The sequence below is a fragment of the Emcibacter sp. SYSU 3D8 genome (assembly GCF_039655875.1).
In the GTDB taxonomy this organism is placed as follows: Bacteria; Pseudomonadota; Alphaproteobacteria; order SMXS01; family SMXS01; genus RI-34.
In genome coordinates, this window is sequence record NZ_JBBYXK010000002.1 from 919,374 (window position 1) to 936,066 (window position 16,693).

At 65.8% G+C, this 16,693-nt stretch carries 10 protein-coding genes; 5 read left to right on the forward strand and 5 right to left on the reverse strand.

The features are described 5' to 3' along the window. Positions 1 to 31: 31 nt before the first annotated feature. The 5 genes from WJU21_RS10415 to gltB all read right to left on the reverse strand — a co-directional run bounded on the left by WJU21_RS10415 (position 32) and on the right by gltB (position 8,698). Positions 32 to 1,108 carry a DDE-type integrase/transposase/recombinase gene (locus WJU21_RS10415; RefSeq protein WP_346323344.1) on the reverse strand — a complete coding sequence of 359 codons (1,077 nt, stop codon included), beginning with the start codon at positions 1,106 to 1,108 and terminating at the stop codon, positions 32 to 34. 96 nt (positions 1,109 to 1,204) lie between these two features. Next, a complete protein-coding gene (locus tag WJU21_RS10420; protein WP_346323345.1) occupies positions 1,205 to 2,254 on the reverse strand; it encodes a nitronate monooxygenase family protein in 1,050 nt (349 codons plus the stop codon). A gap of 92 nt (positions 2,255 to 2,346) precedes the next feature. Continuing rightward, complete coding sequence (locus WJU21_RS10425) at positions 2,347 to 2,607, reverse strand: hypothetical protein (RefSeq protein ID WP_346323346.1); 261 nt, start codon at positions 2,605 to 2,607, stop codon at positions 2,347 to 2,349. A 6-nt stretch (positions 2,608 to 2,613) separates the two neighbouring features. After that, positions 2,614 to 4,032, reverse strand: coding sequence for a glutamate synthase subunit beta (locus WJU21_RS10430; RefSeq protein ID WP_346323347.1), 1,419 nt, complete (start codon positions 4,030 to 4,032; stop codon positions 2,614 to 2,616). Position 4,033: 1 nt separating this feature from the next. Next, complete coding sequence (gltB, locus tag WJU21_RS10435; protein ID WP_346323348.1) at positions 4,034 to 8,698, reverse strand: glutamate synthase large subunit; 4,665 nt, start codon at positions 8,696 to 8,698, stop codon at positions 4,034 to 4,036. Between the two features lie 359 nt (positions 8,699 to 9,057). Here gltB and WJU21_RS10440 point away from each other — a divergent pair, with 359 nt between their 5' ends. The 5 genes from WJU21_RS10440 to WJU21_RS10460 all read left to right on the forward strand — a co-directional run bounded on the left by WJU21_RS10440 (position 9,058) and on the right by WJU21_RS10460 (position 16,583). Next, positions 9,058 to 10,332 (forward strand): cytochrome P450, encoded by a 1,275-nt coding sequence (locus tag WJU21_RS10440; RefSeq protein ID WP_346323349.1) that lies wholly within the window; start codon positions 9,058 to 9,060, stop codon positions 10,330 to 10,332. Beyond that, entirely contained in the window at positions 10,329 to 11,153 is an 825-nt protein-coding gene (locus WJU21_RS10445; protein ID WP_346323350.1) for a transglutaminase-like domain-containing protein, read from the forward strand. Before WJU21_RS10440 ends, WJU21_RS10445 begins: the two co-directional genes overlap by 4 nt. Before the next feature lie 63 nt (positions 11,154 to 11,216). After that, positions 11,217 to 14,153, forward strand: coding sequence for a PAS domain-containing protein (locus WJU21_RS10450; RefSeq protein ID WP_346323351.1), 2,937 nt, complete (start codon positions 11,217 to 11,219; stop codon positions 14,151 to 14,153). A 292-nt stretch (positions 14,154 to 14,445) separates the two neighbouring features. Next, entirely contained in the window at positions 14,446 to 15,579 is a 1,134-nt protein-coding gene (locus WJU21_RS10455; protein ID WP_346323352.1) for a DUF47 family protein, read from the forward strand. Beyond that, positions 15,579 to 16,583, forward strand: coding sequence for an inorganic phosphate transporter (locus WJU21_RS10460; protein WP_346323353.1), 1,005 nt, complete (start codon positions 15,579 to 15,581; stop codon positions 16,581 to 16,583). The genes WJU21_RS10455 and WJU21_RS10460 overlap by 1 nt, the downstream gene beginning before the upstream one ends. The last annotated feature ends 110 nt before the right edge of the window (positions 16,584 to 16,693 follow it).

The window sequence follows — 16,693 nt, forward strand, 5'->3', positions numbered from 1 at the left end:
GTGATAGGCTTCCCGTTCCATCCCATAGTCGTCATTCCCGCGCACGCGGGAACCCAGTTGGGGAAGGGGCTGAATGTCCGTGCCGCTCGGTTACGAAAGAAACTTCGTTCGTTGAAGAGGCTCGTAAGCAGTCAACCAGTCCTACGAAGAGCTGGGTCCCCGCGTGCGTGTTGTGTCCCGGAAGGTTAGCCAAGAGTTCGGCAGGTGCCTTGTGTCCGAGGCATCGCAGTCTGGTTCGATTGTAGTCCCTGACGAAGGCGAGGATGAAGTCGTTCCGCTGCTGGTGGGTTTCGAAGCGGTTCTTGCCATTGTTGGCGTCGATGGGAGGGTGATTCCGGATGGCCTCGGCGAGGCGCCGGTTGAAGCGCTCGGCCATGCCGTTGGTTTGCGGCCGGTAGGGTCTGGTCAGCTTGTGCTTAATGGCGTGCTTTTGACAGATCTTGTCGAAGGGATGCTCGCCGGTGCCGTTGTCGCGCTTGCGCCAGCGGGCATCGCCGAAGCGGTCGGTAAACTCGGAGCCATTGTCGGTCAGGATTGTGTGGACGGGATAGCCGAAGCTTTCCAGGAACCGCTGCAGGCAACCGGCGACGATCGGCCCGCTCCGGGTCTCTATGATCTCGACATGGACGAAGCGGGTTGTCCGCTCGATGGCCACGAAGACGTAAGCGGCCTTGCGCTCCAAGCGTGGCAGATGCTTCAGGTCGATGTGCACATAGCCGAAGGGCTCGCTCGCAAAGGGTTCAGCGGGTCGTTCCGAAGGCTTGGGCCGTCTGGACACACCCCGGCGCTGGAAGCAGCGATGCAGGGCCGAGCGGGAGATATTGGGGCGAATGCAGCGGCGCATCACCTCCAGGGCGTCGTCCAGCGACAGATTGAGATCGGTGCGAAGCCCAACCGCGATCTCTTCCTCCTCAAAGGTAAAGTCCGTGGCCAGGGTATGCGGCGTACAGGAATGATCGGCGACATCCACGCGCCCCTTCCAACGACGCACCGTCCGTTCACTGACATTCAGTTCCGTCACCAACTCGGCAACCGACAGCGGGCTGGACTGGATATAGGCCCTCGTCTTCGGCGTCGTCGTCGCGTTCGCGTGCAACTTCACAAGCATCGGCGTTCCTCCACCCAGCGGATGCCACAGGCTACACCAAAGCTATCAACCCAACCCTCCGGGACACAACACGTGCGCGGGGATGACGGTCGACTATTATCTGTCGAGCAACCGCGCCGCGTCCCGCACGATGCGCTCGGCGATCACGGTCGCCGGCTCCTCGCTCGCCAATGAAAACGACTGCCCCGCCCAGACCGGCGAGAAGTCGGGTCTGCCGTCAGCCTCGGCCGCCTTGCGCAGGCTGGCGATGGCGTTCGAGGCGAGCGGGAAGGCGGGCGCGTCCGGGTTGATGGGGCCGACATCCCGCACCAGCCGGGTGGTGAAGCCGCGCGCCGGGCGGCCGGTGATCACGTTGGTCATGGCGGTGGGGCCGCCTGCCGCCAGCGCCTTCCGGTGGAGGGTGCTGGTCAGCGCCTCGGGGCTGCGCAGGAACGCGGTGCCGACCTGCACGGCCGCTGCGCCCAGCACCAGGGCGGCGGCCATGGCGCGGCCGTCGCTGACGCCGCCCGCTGCGATCACCGGCACCTTCACCGCGTCGGTGACCAGCGGCACCAGTGAGAAGGTGCCGGTCTGGGTGGCGGTGTCGAGGCCCAGGAACATGCCGCGGTGGCCGCCGGCCTCGGCGCCTTGCGCGATGACGGCATCGACGCCGCTTCGCTCCAGCCAGACCGCTTCATCGACGGTGGTGGCCGAGGCGATGATCCTCGCACCCGTTGCCCTGACCCGCGCGAGCAGCGGTGCGGCTGGCAAGCCGAAATGGAAACTGACCACTTCGGGGCGGCTGTCCTCGACCACGGCGCAGGCCGCCTCGTCGAAGGGCCGGCGCGGCGGTGCGTCCGGGCCGTCGGGGACCGGACCGTAAAGCGCCGCGATCTTCGCACGCCATGCCTGCTCGCGGGCCGGGTCGGGCTCGGGCGGCGTGTGGCAGAAGAAGTTGAGGTTGAGCGGGCCGGTCGCCTGCTGACGGATCACGCCGATCTCGGCGCGCATCTGTTCGGGGCTCAGCAGCGCGCAGGGCAGCGCGGGCAGGCCGCCCGCCTTTGCCACGGCGACAGCGAGCGCCGAGCCTGCGCTGCCGGCCATGGGCGCGAGCAGCAAGGGATGGTCGATCCCGAACAGGTCGAGGATGCGCCGGTCCTGCCACATGGAAACCTCCCGCTTTGCCTGCGGAAAATGTAGGCCACGATCGGCGGCGGACACTGTGTTTTATTCCTCCGCGGCGCTGCGGATGTGCGCCGTCAGTCGCCGCGTCGCAAATCGTCCAGGATGCGGTCGTTGTCGAGCAGGGGCTCGCGGCGGTCTTCCCAGGTGGCGCTGTCGGCGATCATCTCGTGGGCGGTTTCCGCCTTGATGCCGAAGACCAGGGCGACCAGAGCGCGGGCATCGTCGAAATCGCCGGCCGCGGCCCTGATGATGGCCAGGACCTCTTCGGTTTCCGCACCGTCCGCGAGTATCTCGCGGCACGCGCGCACCAGGCCGGCGCGCCGGCCTTCATCCATGACCGATCAGCGCGGCAGCTCGGTCGCGCCCATCAGCCACAAATCCACGGCACGGGCGGCCTGGCGGCCTTCGCGGATCGCCCAGACGACCAGCGACTGGCCGCGGCGCATGTCGCCGGCGGCGAATACCTTCTCGACCGAGGACTGGTACCGCACCGTATCGGCGCCCACATTGCCGCGCGGGTCGAGCGTCACGCCCAGCTGCTGGAGCATGCCCTCGTGGACCGGGCTGACGAAGCCCATGGCCAGCAGCACCAGGTCGGCCGGGATGCGGAACTCGGTCCCGGGAAGCGGCTGGAACTTCTCGTCGACGCGGACGCAGTTGAGGCCGGTGACGTGGCCGTTCTCGCCCTCGAAGCTCACCGTGTTCACCGCGAAGTCGCGGATGGCGCCTTCGGCCTGCGACGACGACGTGCGCATCTTCATGGGCCAGTTCGGCCAGACCAGCGCCTTGTTCTCGTGCTCGGGCGGCTGCGGCATGATCTCGATCTGGGTCACCGACAGGGCGCCCTGGCGGAAGCTGGTGCCGATGCAGTCGGAACCGGTGTCGCCGCCGCCGATGACGACCACGTTCTTGCCGCCCGCCAGGATCTCCTTGACGTTGCCGACAGGCTCGCCGCCGACGCGGCGGTTCTGCTGCGGCAGGAAGTCCATGGCGAATTCGATGCCGTCGAGCTCGCGGCCGGGCACGGGCAGGTCGCGGGCCTTTTCGGCGCCGCCGGTCAGCAGCACGGCGTCGAACTTCTTCATCAGGTCGCCCGCCTCGATGTCGACACCCACATGCACGCCGGTCTCGAAGATCACGCCCTCGGCCTCCATCTGGGCCACGCGGCGGTCGATGACGTGCTTTTCCATCTTGAAGTCGGGGATGCCGTAGCGCAGCAGGCCGCCGACCTTGCGGTTCTTCTCGAACAGGGTCACTTCATGGCCGGCGCGGGCCAGTTGCTGCGCGGCCGCCATGCCCGCCGGGCCGGAGCCGACCACCGCCACCTTCTTGCCGGTGCGGTAGGGCGCGGGACGGGGCTGTACCCAGCCTTCCTCGAAAGCCCGGTCGATGATGGCGCATTCGAGGGTCTTGATGGTGACCGGCTTGTCGTCGATGTTCAGCGTGCACGACGCCTCGCAGGGCGCCGGGCAGATGCGGCCGGTGAATTCGGGGAAGTTGTTGGTGGAATCGAGCGTGATGAACGCTTCCTTCCACTCGTTGCGGTACACCAGATCGTTGAAGTCCGGGATGATGTTGTTCACCGGACAGCCGTTGTGACAGAACGGAATGCCGCAATCCATGCAGCGCGCGGCCTGCTTGTTCAGCTCCTCGGCCGGCAGCGGGATGACGAAATCGTTGTAGTTCTTGACCCGCTCTTCGACCGGGGCGTATTTCCGGTCGAGACGGTCGAATTCCTTGAAGCCGGTAGGCTTGCCCATATCAGCGTCCTCCCGCCGCGGCGACGGCGCGCTGCACGTTCCGCTTTGCTTGCATCTGCTCCAGCGCCATCCGGTAGTCGACCGGCATGACCTTGATGAATTTGGGCAGATATTCCGCCCAGTTTTCCAGGATGTGCCTGGCCCTGTCGCTGCCCGTATAGCGCAGGTGCTTCTTCAGCAGCAGGCACAGGCGTTCGGCGTCGTACCGGGTCATGTCGTGATCCAGGTCGACGATGCCGTGGTTCTCCAGGTCGCCCTGCAGGTGCAGGATGCGGTTCATCAATTCGTCCTCGGCCGGGATCGGCGCGATCTCGACCATCTGCAGGTTCACCCGGCGGTCGAAATCGCCTTCCTCGTCCAGCACATAGGCGATGCCGCCCGACATGCCGGCCGCGAAGTTGCGCCCGGTCTTGCCGATGACGGCGACGATGCCGCCGGTCATGTATTCGCAGCCGTGGTCGCCCACGCCCTCGACGACCGCGGTCGCGCCCGAATTGCGAACGGCGAAGCGTTCGCCCGCGACGCCGCGGAAGTAGCACTCGCCGGCGATGGCGCCGTAGAGCACCGTATTGCCGACAATGATGCTATCGGGTGCCGGGAACTGGCTTTCACGGTGCGGGTAGATGACGACCCGGCCGCCCGAGAGGCCCTTGCCCACATAATCGTTGCCTTCGCCTTCCAGCTCGAACGACACGCCCCTGGCGAGGAACGCGCCGAAGCTCTGGCCGGCGGTGCCGGTCAGCTTCACCGCGATGGTGTCCTCGGGCAGACCGGCGTGGCCGTAGCGCTTGGCCACTTCGCCCGACAGCATGGCGCCAACCGTCCGGTTGACGTTGCGTACGGGGATGTCGATCTTCACCGGCGTGCCGTCGACCAGCGCGGGCTGCGCCTGCTCGATCAGCACACGGTCCGGAATGTCCCAGATGCCGTGCTTCTGTTCCTCGTTGTGGAAAATGGCGACGTCGCCGTCAATGTCCGGCTTGTGAAACAGCCTGGTGAAGTCCAGGCCCTTGGCCTTCCAATGGTCGTGGGCCTTGCGCATGTCGAGCATGTCGACCCGGCCGATCATCTCGTTCATGGTGCGGAAGCCCATGGCGGCCATGTATTCGCGGACTTCCTCGGCAAGGAAGAAGAAATAGTTGATGACGTGCTCGGGCTGGCCGGTGAACTTCTTGCGCAGTTCCGGGTCCTGGGTGGCGACGCCGACCGGGCAGGTGTTCAGGTGACACTTGCGCATCATGATGCAACCGGCCGCGATCAGCGGCGCGGTGGCGAAGCCGAATTCGTCGGCCCCGAGCAGCGCACCCACGATCACGTCGCGGCCGGTCCGCAGACCGCCGTCGACCTGCACCGCGATGCGGCCGCGCAGGCGGTTCAGCACCAGGGTCTGCTGGGTCTCGGCGAGGCCGATTTCCCACGGCGATCCCGCATGCTTCAGCGAGGTCAGCGGGCTGGCGCCGGTGCCGCCTTCATAGCCCGAGATGGTGACGTGGTCGGCCTTCGCCTTCGAAACGCCGGCGGCAACCGTGCCCACGCCCACTTCCGACACCAGCTTGACGCTGACGCGGGCCTGCGGGTTGACGTTCTTCAGGTCGAAGATCAGCTGGGCCAGATCCTCGATCGAATAGATGTCGTGATGCGGCGGCGGCGAAATCAGGCCCACGCCCGGGGTCGAGTGCCGCACCTTGGCGATGATCTCGTCGACCTTGTGGCCGGGCAACTGGCCGCCTTCGCCGGGCTTTGCGCCCTGGGCCATCTTGATCTGGATGTCATCGGCGTTGACCAGATATTCGGCGGTCACGCCGAAGCGGCCGCTGGCCACCTGCTTGATGGCCGAGCGCATGGAATCGCCGTTGGGCATGGGCAGGAACCGGTCCGGCTCCTCGCCGCCCTCGCCGGTGTTCGACCTGCCGCCGATCCGGTTCATGGCGATGGCCAGGGTGGTGTGCGCCTCGCGGCTGATCGAGCCGAACGACATGGCGCCGGTCGAGAACCGCTTGACGATCTCGGACGCCGGCTCGACGTCCTCGAGCGGCACCGGGGTCGGCGCATGCTTGATGTTGAACAGGCTGCGCGGGGTGGTCAGACGCTCGCCCTCGTCGTTGATGGCGGCGGCGAACTGGCGGTAGCGCTCCTGGCTGTTGCCGCGCACGGCGTGCTGCAGGGCGCTGACCGTCTCCGGAGTCCACACATGGTCCTCGCCGCGGATGCGGTACATGTAGTCGCCGCCCACATCGAGCTGGTTGGCATAGACCGGCGAATGGCCGAAGGCCAGCTTGTGCCGGCGGACGCTCTCCTCGGCGATTTCGGGCAGGCCCGAGCCTTCGATCGTGGTGGGCGTGCCGTAGAAATAATCGTCGACGAACTGGCTGGTGAGGCCGACCGCGTCGAAGATCTGGGCGCCGCAATAGGACTGGTAGGTCGAGATGCCCATCTTGGACATGACCTTCAGGATGCCCTTCGAGATCGCCTTGACGTAACGCTCCTTGGCGGACTTCTCGGGAATCTGCTCGTCGAGGTGCGGCAGCATGTTGACGATGGTGTCGAATGCCAGCCACGGATTGATCGCCTCGGCGCCGTAACCCGCCAGCAGGCAGAAATGGTGCACCTCGCGTGCTTCGCCGGTCTCGATCACAAGGCCCGCGCCGGTGCGCAGGCCGCGCTTGATCAGATGCTGGTGCACCGCCGACGTGGCGAGCAGCGACGGAATCGGGATGCGGTCCTGGCTCACCGCCCGGTCGGACACGATGACGATGTTGTAGTCGGCCTCGACGCCCTCTTCCGCCTCGCTGCAGATGCGGTCCAGCGCGGCCTTCAGGCCGGCAGCGCCCTCTGACGACGGATAGGTGGCGTCGACGGTCAGGGTCTGGAACGGATTGCCGGCCACGTCGCCGATGTGCCTGATCTTTTCCAGATCGGCATTGGTCAGGATCGGCTGGTGCACTTCCAGCCGCTTGTGGCCGCCTGCGCCCAGGCCCAGCAGATTGGGCCGCGGGCCGATGAACGACGTCAGCGACATGACAAGTTCCTCGCGGATCGGATCGATCGGCGGGTTGGTCACCTGGGCGAAGCGCTGCTTGAAATAGGAATATAGCGGCTTGGGTAGGTTCGACAGCGCCGGGATCGGCGTGTCGTTGCCCATGGAGCCGATGGCTTCCTGGCCGGTCAGCATCATCGGCGTCATCAGGATGCGCAGATCTTCCTGGGTATAGCCGAATGCCTGCTGCTGCTTCAGCAGCGGCACGCCGGTCGACGGCGGCTCGACGCCGTTGCGCTCGGGCAGCGTCTCCAGCTGGATCTGCGCCGCGTCGAGCAGCTTCTGGTACGGCTTGGCCGAGGCCAGCTGCGCCTTGATTTCCTCGTCGTCGATGATGCGGCCTTCGACGGTGTCGATCAGCAGCATCTTGCCGGGCTGCAGGCGCCACTTCCTGACGATCTTGCTCTCGGGCACGGGCAGCACGCCGGCTTCCGATGCCAGGATGACCACGTCGTCATCGGTGATGATGTAGCGGGCGGGACGCAGGCCGTTGCGGTCGAGCGTGGCGCCGATCTGGCGGCCATCGGTGAATGCCACGGCGGCCGGGCCGTCCCACGGCTCCATCAGCGCGGCGTGATATTCGTAGAAGGCGCGGCGCTCGGAATCCATCAGCGGATTGCCCGACCAGGCTTCCGGGATCAGCATCATCATGGCATGGGCCATGGAATAGCCGCCATGCACCAGCAGCTCGAGGGCGTTGTCGAAGTCGGCCGAATCGGACTGGCCTTCCGGAATCAGCGGCCACAGCTTTTCCAGGTCCTCGCCGTAGACTTCCGAGCGCAGCGCATCGCGGCGCGCATTCATCCAGTTGATGTTGCCGCGCACCGTGTTGATCTCGCCATTGTGGCAGATGAACCGGAACGGATGTGCCAGCTTCCAGGACGGGAAGGTGTTGGTGGAGAACCGCTGGTGGACGAGCGCCAGCGCCGATTCCATCAGCGGGTCCTGCAGGTCCATGTAGTACTGGCCCACCTGCTTGGCCAGCAGGATGCCCTTGTAAAGCATGGTGCGGGCCGACAGGGACGGGATGTAGTACCAGTCATAGACCGCCTGGCCCATCTGCAGCACGCCGGCCGAGACGACCTTGCGCAGGGTGTACAGCTTGCGTTCGAAGGAATCCTCGTCGATCACGGCGGCGCCGCGGCCGATGAAGAACTGCTTGATGACCGGTTCGGTCTTCTTCAGCGCCTCGGAGAAATCCGAATTGTCGACCGGCACGTCGCGCCAGCCCAGGAAGCGCTGGCCTTCCAGCGCGGTGACGGTCTCGACCAGTTCCTTGATCTTCTCCTGCTGCGCTTCCTCGCGCGGGAGAAAGATAACGCCGACGCCGTAATGGCCGGCCTTGGGCAGGGTGATGTCGAGCTTGCCGGCTTCCGTGCGCATGAACGCGTCGGGCACCTGGATCAGGATGCCGGCGCCGTCGCCGGCCTTGGGATCGGCGCCCACGGCGCCGCGATGGTCCAGGTTGAGCAGAATCTGCAGACCCTGCTGGACGATCTCGTGGCTCTTCTTGCCTTTGATATTGGCGACGAAGCCGATGCCGCAGGCGTCATGCTCCTGCGACGGATTATAAAGTCCCTGCGCCTTTGGCAGGCCGGGCCTGGTGATTTCCCTGTCTGGCTTCGACATCCTGGGGTGTCTCCCTTCAGGCCGCGAAAACACCTCGTGGCCGTCTTGCGGGGTCACGGGCGTTCTCCGGTCTTTTCTTAAAGGCCGTTAAGAGTACCGATTCGCCGGGAGTTACCAAAGCCCTCAGATTCCCGTGGCTGCCATGCGTCAGCCTAATCGGAACATGGGGCTGCAGGAGCTTCCGGCAATCCTGCGCCATCAAACCGGCGTTTCAACCGATTTATATCAGCATTACTTACCTTTTATCCCTCGCCGCGGCAACCAGTTTATCTATCGGCGAGGGGGGCTGCAGGTTACACTCCACCGCCGTGCAGATCGCGGTTTCGCGGCGGGAATCTGCGCGTATGGGAGAGGACGCGATGACGGACCTGACAAGCTTGAACCTTATGGAGCAGGCCACGATCGAATGCCCGTTTCCGGCATATCGGGCGCTGCGCGACCAGGCGCCGGTCTACCGGATTCCCCAGACCGGATTTTTCATCGTCACCCGCTACGACCTGGTGATGGAGGCGGTGCGCAACACCGAGGTGTTCTCCAGCCAGATCACCCAGGGCGCCTCGGGCAGTATGGGCGCCTATCCCGAGGTGATCGAGCTGTTCGAGAAGGAGGGCGTGCCCTTCGCCAGCACGCTGATTTCGGCCGATCCGCCGGTGCACACGCGCTATCGTACACTGGTCAACCGGGCATTCACCGCTAGCCGCGTCCGCGCCATGCAGGGCTACATCCAGCAGATTGTCGACGAGCTGATCGATGATTTCATCGACCGCGGCGAGGTTGAGTTCGTCACCGAATTCGCCATCAAGCTGCCGATCTACATCATCGCCGACCAGCTGGGCGTGCCGCGCGCCGACATGCAGAAATTCAAGGACTGGTCCGATGCGTCCGTCCCGATCGGTCTCGACATCGGCCGCGACGCCGAACTGGCGCGGGCAAAGCTGGTCATCGAATTCCAGCACTACTTCCTCGACCGGATCGAGGAGCGGCGCCGCGCGCCGCAGGACGACATCCTCAGCGACCTGGTCACCGCCAGGCTGGAGGAGGAGGGCAACCCGGAAGGGCGGCCGCTGAACGGATCAGAGCTGCTGTCGATCATCCAGCAGCTGCTGGTGGCGGGCAACGAGACCACCACCAACGCCTTCGCCGCCGGCATGGTGCTGCTGCTGGACAATCCCGACCAGCTGGCGCTGCTGAAGGCGGGTGACGACAAGCAGATGCGCACCTTCTGCGAGGAGGTGCTGCGCCTCGAATCGCCGGTCGCCGGGCTGTTCCGGGTGACCACGCGCGACACCGTGCTGGGCGGCCACGAGATTCCCGCCGGTTCGCTGGTCAATCTGCGCTGGGCCGCCGCCAACCGCGACGACACGGTCTTCGCCGAGCCGGATTCGCTCGACGTCTGCCGCCGCAACGCGGGCGCGCAGATCGCCTTTGGTGTCGGCGTGCATTTCTGCGTCGGCGCCATGCTGGCCCGCGAGGAAATGTTCCTCGGCTTCCGCACCCTGCTGCGCCGCCTGGCCAATGTGCGGCTGGCGGACGGGCACGAGGCGCTGGAGCATCACCCCAACTTCATCTTGCGCGGCCTGAAGCAGCTGCGGCTGACATTCGACCGGGCGGAGGTCTCGCAGGCCGCCGAATGACCGAGAGCAGTGATTGCGAAACCCGCCTGCGGGAGATCGGTGCGGCGGACGGCGCCCAGATGCCGCTTGCCGAAGCCGCGCTTTTGCTCGCCTCGCTTGATCATCCGGGCCGCGAGATCGGCCCCTATCTGCGCCATCTGGACGAGCTGGCCTCGGGACTGACCGACCGGCAGGTCTCGTGCGCCGCCGACCGCGGCGACGCCCTGTCGACCGTGATCCACATCGAGCACGGCTATGGCGGCGACCGTGACAGCTACGACGACATGATCAACGCCAACCTGATGTCGGTGATCGACCGCCGCAGGGGACTGCCGGTCGCACTCGCCATCCTCTATATCGAGACCGCGCGCCGCGCCGGCTGGAAGGCGTGGGGGCTGGATTTCCCCGGCCATTTCGTGTTGCGACTCGACGGCGAGGGCGACCGGGTGATCCTGGACCCGTTCCATGCCGGCGTGACGGTGGAGCCGCCGGCGCTGCGCCAGTTGCTGAAGACCTATGTGGGGCCGGACGCCGAGTTGGAGCCGAAATATTACGAGCCCATGTCCGACCGCTCGATCCTGCTGCGCCTGCTCAATAACATCCGGGGCCGAGCCTTGCAGGGGGGCAACCAGGCGCGCGGGCTGCAGATCATGCAGCGCATGCTGCTGATCGCCCCGGCCGATGCACGGCTGTGGCTCGAAAGCGCGGCGATACAGGCCAAGTCAGGCCAGCTCAAGGGCGCGCGGGAGGCGCTGGAGACGTGCCTGGGCCTGGAGCCGGAGGCGGCGATCCAGCGGCAGGCGGCAAAGCTGATGGAAACACTGCGCCGTGACCTGAACTAGGGAACCAACACCCTGTTCCCGTCATTTACCGCTGGTTACACTATGGGGCATGGGTGGGATGGTGTGATCGGTACGCAACAGGCATCGAACGGCATGGCCGCGCGAATCGGCGCCTTCGACTGGTCGCGGACTGCGCTCGGGACGCCAGAAGGCTGGCCGGCGCCGCTCAGGACGCTGGTTTCCCTGATGCACGATTCCCACCAGCCCATCTTCATGGCGTGGGGAACCGATCGCACCTGGCTCTACAACGACGCGTTCGCGCCGATCCTCGGCCGCAAGCATCCCGGCGCCCTCGGGCGACCCAGCGAGGAAGTCTGGGGCGAGGCGTGGGACGAGCTGGGGCCGCTGTTCGACCGGGTATTCGCCGGCGAGCCGGTGCACATGAACGACATCAGCCTGATGCTCGACCGGGACGGCCAGCTTGAGGAATCGCATTTCTCGTTCTCATACACGCCGGTGCGTGGCGAACGCGGTACCGTCGAAGGCCTGTTCGGAGTCTGTATCGAGACCACGTCCCAGGTGCTGGCGCTGCGCCGCGAGGCCGCGGCGCAGGAGCGGCGGCGCCGGCTGTTCGAGAATGCGCCGGGTTTCATCGCCATTCTCAACGGCCCCGACCACGTCTACGAGTTCGTCAATACGGCCTATAGACGGCTGCTCGGCGGCCGCGAGCTGCTGGGCAAGACGGTCCGCGAGGCGGTTCCCGAGCTGGCGGACCAGGGCTTCTACGACCTGCTCGACCGCACCTATGCCAGCGGCGAGCGTTACGTCGCACACCATGTGCCCGTGCGCCTGCGGCCGTCGCCGTCGGATCCGCCCGAGACGCGGTTCCTTGACTTCATCTACGAACCGATCATCGACGAGGGCGGCGCCGTCACCGGAATCTTCGTCGAAGGCTACGATGTCACCTCGGTCCAGGCCGCTCAGGAAGGATTGCGCGCCAACGAGCGGCGCCAGGCATTGCTGTTCGAGCTGAGCGACCGCTTTCGCGACAAATCGGACCTGGCCGATCTGTCCCACGAAGCTGGTGAGCTACTGGGCAAGGCGCTGGGCGTGGACCGGGTCGGCTACGGCACCGTCGATCCGATTGCCGAAACCATCACCATCGAGCGGGACTGGAACGCGCCGGGCATCAGCAGTCTCGCGGGCGTGCTGCACTTTCGTGACTATGGGTCCTATATCGAGGATCTCAAGCGGGGTGAAACGGTGGTGTTCGCCAACGCCGAGACCGACCCGCGCACCGCCGCCACGGCCAGTGCGCTCAAGGCGATCAGCGCCCAGTCGGTCGTCAACATGCCGGTTACCGAGCATGGCGGGCTGGTGGCGCTGCTTTATTTGAACCATTCCACGGCCCGCGAATGGACTGACGACGAGCTGGCGCTGATCCGCGATGTGGCCGATCGCACGCGCGTCGTCATCGAGCGCCGCCGCGCCGAACGGGAGCTGCAGGCGCTGGCGTCGTCGCTGGAGCGGCAGGTGGAGGCGCGCACCGCCGAGCGCGACCGGGTCTGGCGCAACTCTCGCGGCTTGCTGGCGGTCCTTGGGCTGGATGGCCGGTTGCGTGCGGCAAACCCCGCCTGGCGCCCGATTCTGGGGTATGAACCGGCGCAGATAGCGGGCCGGCTGTACCGGGATTTCGCCCTGCCCGAGGACATCGCCGATGTGGACGCGGCGTTTGCCGCTGCGGCGGGCGGACCGCATGCAAGCTTCGATACCAGGCTGCGCCACGCCGACGGATCGCCGCGCTGGATCTCGTGGCAGACCGCGCAGGAAGGCCAGCTGATCTATTGCTATGGGCGCGACATCACGGTGGAGAGGGAACAGGCCGAGGCGCTTCGCCTGGCCGAGGAACAGCTTCGCCAGGCGCAGAAGATGGAAGCGGTCGGCCAGCTGACGGGCGGTCTTGCCCATGATTTCAACAATCTGCTGACCGGCATCTCCGGCAGCCTGGAGCTGTTGCAGACGCGGGTCGCGCAGGGCCGCTACAAGGAAATCGAGCGTTATGTGGCGGCGGCCCAGGGGTCGGCCAAACGGGCGGCGGCGCTCACCCACCGGCTGCTTGCCTTCTCGCGCCGCCAGACGCTCGATCCCCGGCCGGTCAACGTCAACCGGCTGATCACCGGCATGGAAGACCTGGTCCGCCGCACGGTCGGCCCGGAGATCACGGTCGAGGTGGTCTGTGCCGGCGGCCTTTGGACCACGTTCGCCGATACCAACCAGCTCGAGAACGCGTTGCTCAATCTGTGCATCAATGCCCGCGACGCCATGCCCCAAGGCGGCCGCCTGACCATCGAGACCGCCAATCGGTGGCTCGACGGACGCGGCGCGCGCGAGCGCGACCTGGCGCCGGGCCAATATATCTCCCTGTGCGTGTCCGATACGGGCACCGGCATGGCGCCCGAGGTGATCGCCCGCGCCTTCGATCCGTTCTACACCACCAAGCCGCTGGGCGCGGGCACCGGGCTGGGCCTGTCGATGATCTATGGCTTTGCCCGGCAGTCGGGCGGCCAGGCCCGCATCTATTCCGAAGAGGGCCAGGGCGCCACGGTGTGCCTCTATCTGCCCCGGCACCTGGGCGAAGACCCGCCGGATGAGCCAGGCGAGCCGGTCGCCGGGATCGCGCCGGCCGGCGATGGCGAAACGGTGCTGGTCGTCGATGACGAGCCGACAGTGCGCATGCTGGTGCTCGAGGTGCTGGAAGAACTCGGCTACCATTCGCTGGAGGCCGTCGACGGCGCCACGGCGCTGAAAATCATCGAATCCGATGCCCGCATCGACCTGATGGTGACCGATGTGGGCTTGCCCGGCGGCATGAACGGGCGCCAGATTGCGGATGCGGGCCGCCAGATCCGGCCGGCGCTGAAGGTGCTGTTCATCACCGGTTACGCCGAGAATGCTGTGGTCGGGAACGGCCAGCTGGAGCCGGGCATGGAATTGCTGACCAAGCCATTCGCCATGGAAGATCTGGCCGCGCGCATCAGGGACCTGGTCGCCAGACCCTAGCCCGCACCAGGCGTGTCGGGCGGGCCAGGTTGCATATGGAAAGCGCAGTCGCGGACACCGTGCCGCCGGACCCGAGTTTTTCCGCCGTAATCCCCGGCTCGTCGTTACAATGCGGGAACGAGCGCTGCCAAGGCGCCGTTAAGCAAGCGGGAAGGTTTTCCTGATTATCAGACGTGCGCTGGCGTGTTTTGCGCCCGCGCATTGCGCCGTTTCGATCGGGTTCTGCGATCGGGTCTCAACCCGTTTGACAGCAACGCGGAGGCGGCGTTAGAGCAGTCGCGAATTTTTAACATTGGGGTTTACCATCAAGCAGATCGCCGCATTACCGTACAGGGCCACATCGGACGCGCTCGACGCGCCCGTGAGCATCCTGCTGGTCACGTCCATCGAGACGAAGCGGTGGGTGCTGCCCAAGGGCAATCTGGTGAAGGGCCTGTCCGCGCATGCCTCGGCCGCGCACGAGGCCGAGGAGGAAGCGGGCATCCTCGGCGCGGCATGCCCCACGTCGATCGGCGCCTACCGGTACCGCAAGAAGCGCAACAACGGCGCCTCGCTGATGGTGGACGTGGACGTGTTTCCCATCGCCGTCACCGACGAACTGGACGAGTGGAAAGAGCAGGACCGCCGCGAGCGGCGGTGGTTCACGCTGGTCGATGCCGCCGAGGCGGTCGACGAACCCGAGTTGAAGGATATCATCCGCAGCTTCAAGGCAAGTGAAGTCAATCGCGCCATCAAGGCCGGCCCCCTGGCGAGCGTCAGGGGCGTGGGGAGGGGATTTCGGATGTTTCACTGGTTCCAGGCGCTGTTACCGCGCCAGGGCAATTTCTTCGCCCTGTTCGAGGCCCACGCGGTCACCCTCAACGCGGGCAGCGACGCATTGGTACGGCTGCTCCAGGGCGGACCGGGCATGCAGGACCACATCACGGAGATCGTCGAGCGCGAGAACGAGGCCGACGACATCATCCGCGAGGTGATGCAGACCGTCCGGCGCACCTTTCTCACGCCGTTCGATCGCAGCGCCATCATCAGCCTGATCAGCGCCATGGACGACGCCCTCGACCAGATGCAGCAGACCGCCCAGGCGATCAGTCTCTACGAGGTCAAGGAATTCGATCAGGAGATGAAGGATATTGCGGCGATCATCGTCGACGCATCGCGGCTGATCGCCGAGGCGCTGCCATTGCTGCGCAATATCGGCGACAACGGCGTGCGGCTGCACGAATTGACCGAGCGGCTGGTGAAGATGGAAGGCCAGTCCGACGATATCCATGCAGCCGGGCTGAAGGCGCTGTTCAAGGCGCACGGCAAGAGCAACACGCTGCACTTCATCGTGGCGCGCGAGATCTACAGCCATCTGGAACGCGTCGTCGACCGGTTCGAGGACGTGGCGAACGAGATTGACGGACTTGTGATCGATCACGCCTGATGGAAACGACCATCATCGCCCTGCCGTTGCTGGTGGCGCTCGTTGCGCTGGCGCTGGCCTTCGACTTCCTCAACGGACTGCACGATGCGGCCAACTCCATCGCCACAGTGGTATCGACGCGCCTTTTGTCGCCGGTGCATGCGGTGGTGTTCGCCGCGATCTTCAACTTCGCCGCCTATTTCGTGTTCGGGCTGAAAGTCGCCGAGACCGTCGGCAAGGGCATCATCGACAAGGACATCGTCGATCCCCAGGTGATCTTCGGGGCGCTTATCGGCGCGATGTTCTGGAATGTGGTGACCTGGTGGCGCGGTATTCCGTCGTCGTCCAGCCATGCGCTGATCGGCGGACTGATCGGCGCCGGCGTCGCCCGGGCCGGGCTCGACGGCATCGTCTGGCCCGGTGTGATCAAGACCGCCTCGGCCATCATGCTGTCGCCCATGATGGGCCTGTTCCTGTCGATGTTCCTGGTGCTGGCGACGTCATGGCTGTTCATGCGGGCCACGGCGCGGTCGGCCGAAGGCATCTTCCGCAAGCTGCATCTGGTGTCGTCGGCAGCCTATTCGCTGGGCCACGGCGCCAACGACGCCCAGAAGACCATGGGCATCATCACCGTGCTGCTCTACTCCCAGGGCATGCTGCAGGGCGAGTTCCACGTGCCGCATTGGGTAGTGCTCAGCTGCTACCTGGCGATCGCGCTCGGCACGCTGTCGGGCGGCTGGAAGATCATCGAGACCATGGGCACGCGAATCACCAAGCTGTCGCACCACCAGGGCTTTTGCGCCTCGGCCGGCGGCTCGGTGATGCTGTTCGCCGCCTCGGCCTTCGGGATTCCGGTCTCGACCACTCACACCATCACCGGCTGCGTCGTCGGCGTCGGCGCGGCGCGGCGGGCATCGGCGGTACGCTGGGGCGTCGCCGGCCGCATCGTCGTCGCCTGGCTGATCACCATCCCGGCATCGGCGGCAGTGGGCGCGGTCTTCTATCTTCTGACCAGACTTTTCTAGCGCAGCCGGCAGGAAACCGGCAGCGTCCGGATATGCATTTGTTGCTCTTGCAACTCGTTATCAAAAACCGTAATACAGTCGGCACCCACCAACAGGCCGACTGGACGAAA

Excerpts from the sequence above, each read along its gene's own strand:
- WJU21_RS10415 (WP_346323344.1), bottom strand. The coding sequence starts at position 1,108 with ATGCTTGTGAAGTTGCACGCGAACGCGACGACGACGCCGAAGACGAGG.
- WJU21_RS10420 (WP_346323345.1), bottom strand. The coding sequence starts at position 2,254 with ATGTGGCAGGACCGGCGCATCCTCGACCTGTTCGGGATCGACCATCCC.
- WJU21_RS10425 (WP_346323346.1), bottom strand. The coding sequence starts at position 2,607 with ATGGATGAAGGCCGGCGCGCCGGCCTGGTGCGCGCGTGCCGCGAGATA.
- WJU21_RS10430 (WP_346323347.1), bottom strand. The coding sequence starts at position 4,032 with ATGGGCAAGCCTACCGGCTTCAAGGAATTCGACCGTCTCGACCGGAAA.
- gltB (WP_346323348.1), bottom strand. The coding sequence starts at position 8,698 with ATGTCGAAGCCAGACAGGGAAATCACCAGGCCCGGCCTGCCAAAGGCG.
- WJU21_RS10440 (WP_346323349.1), top strand. The coding sequence starts at position 9,058 with ATGACGGACCTGACAAGCTTGAACCTTATGGAGCAGGCCACGATCGAA.
- WJU21_RS10445 (WP_346323350.1), top strand. The coding sequence starts at position 10,329 with ATGACCGAGAGCAGTGATTGCGAAACCCGCCTGCGGGAGATCGGTGCG.
- WJU21_RS10460 (WP_346323353.1), top strand. The coding sequence starts at position 15,579 with ATGGAAACGACCATCATCGCCCTGCCGTTGCTGGTGGCGCTCGTTGCG.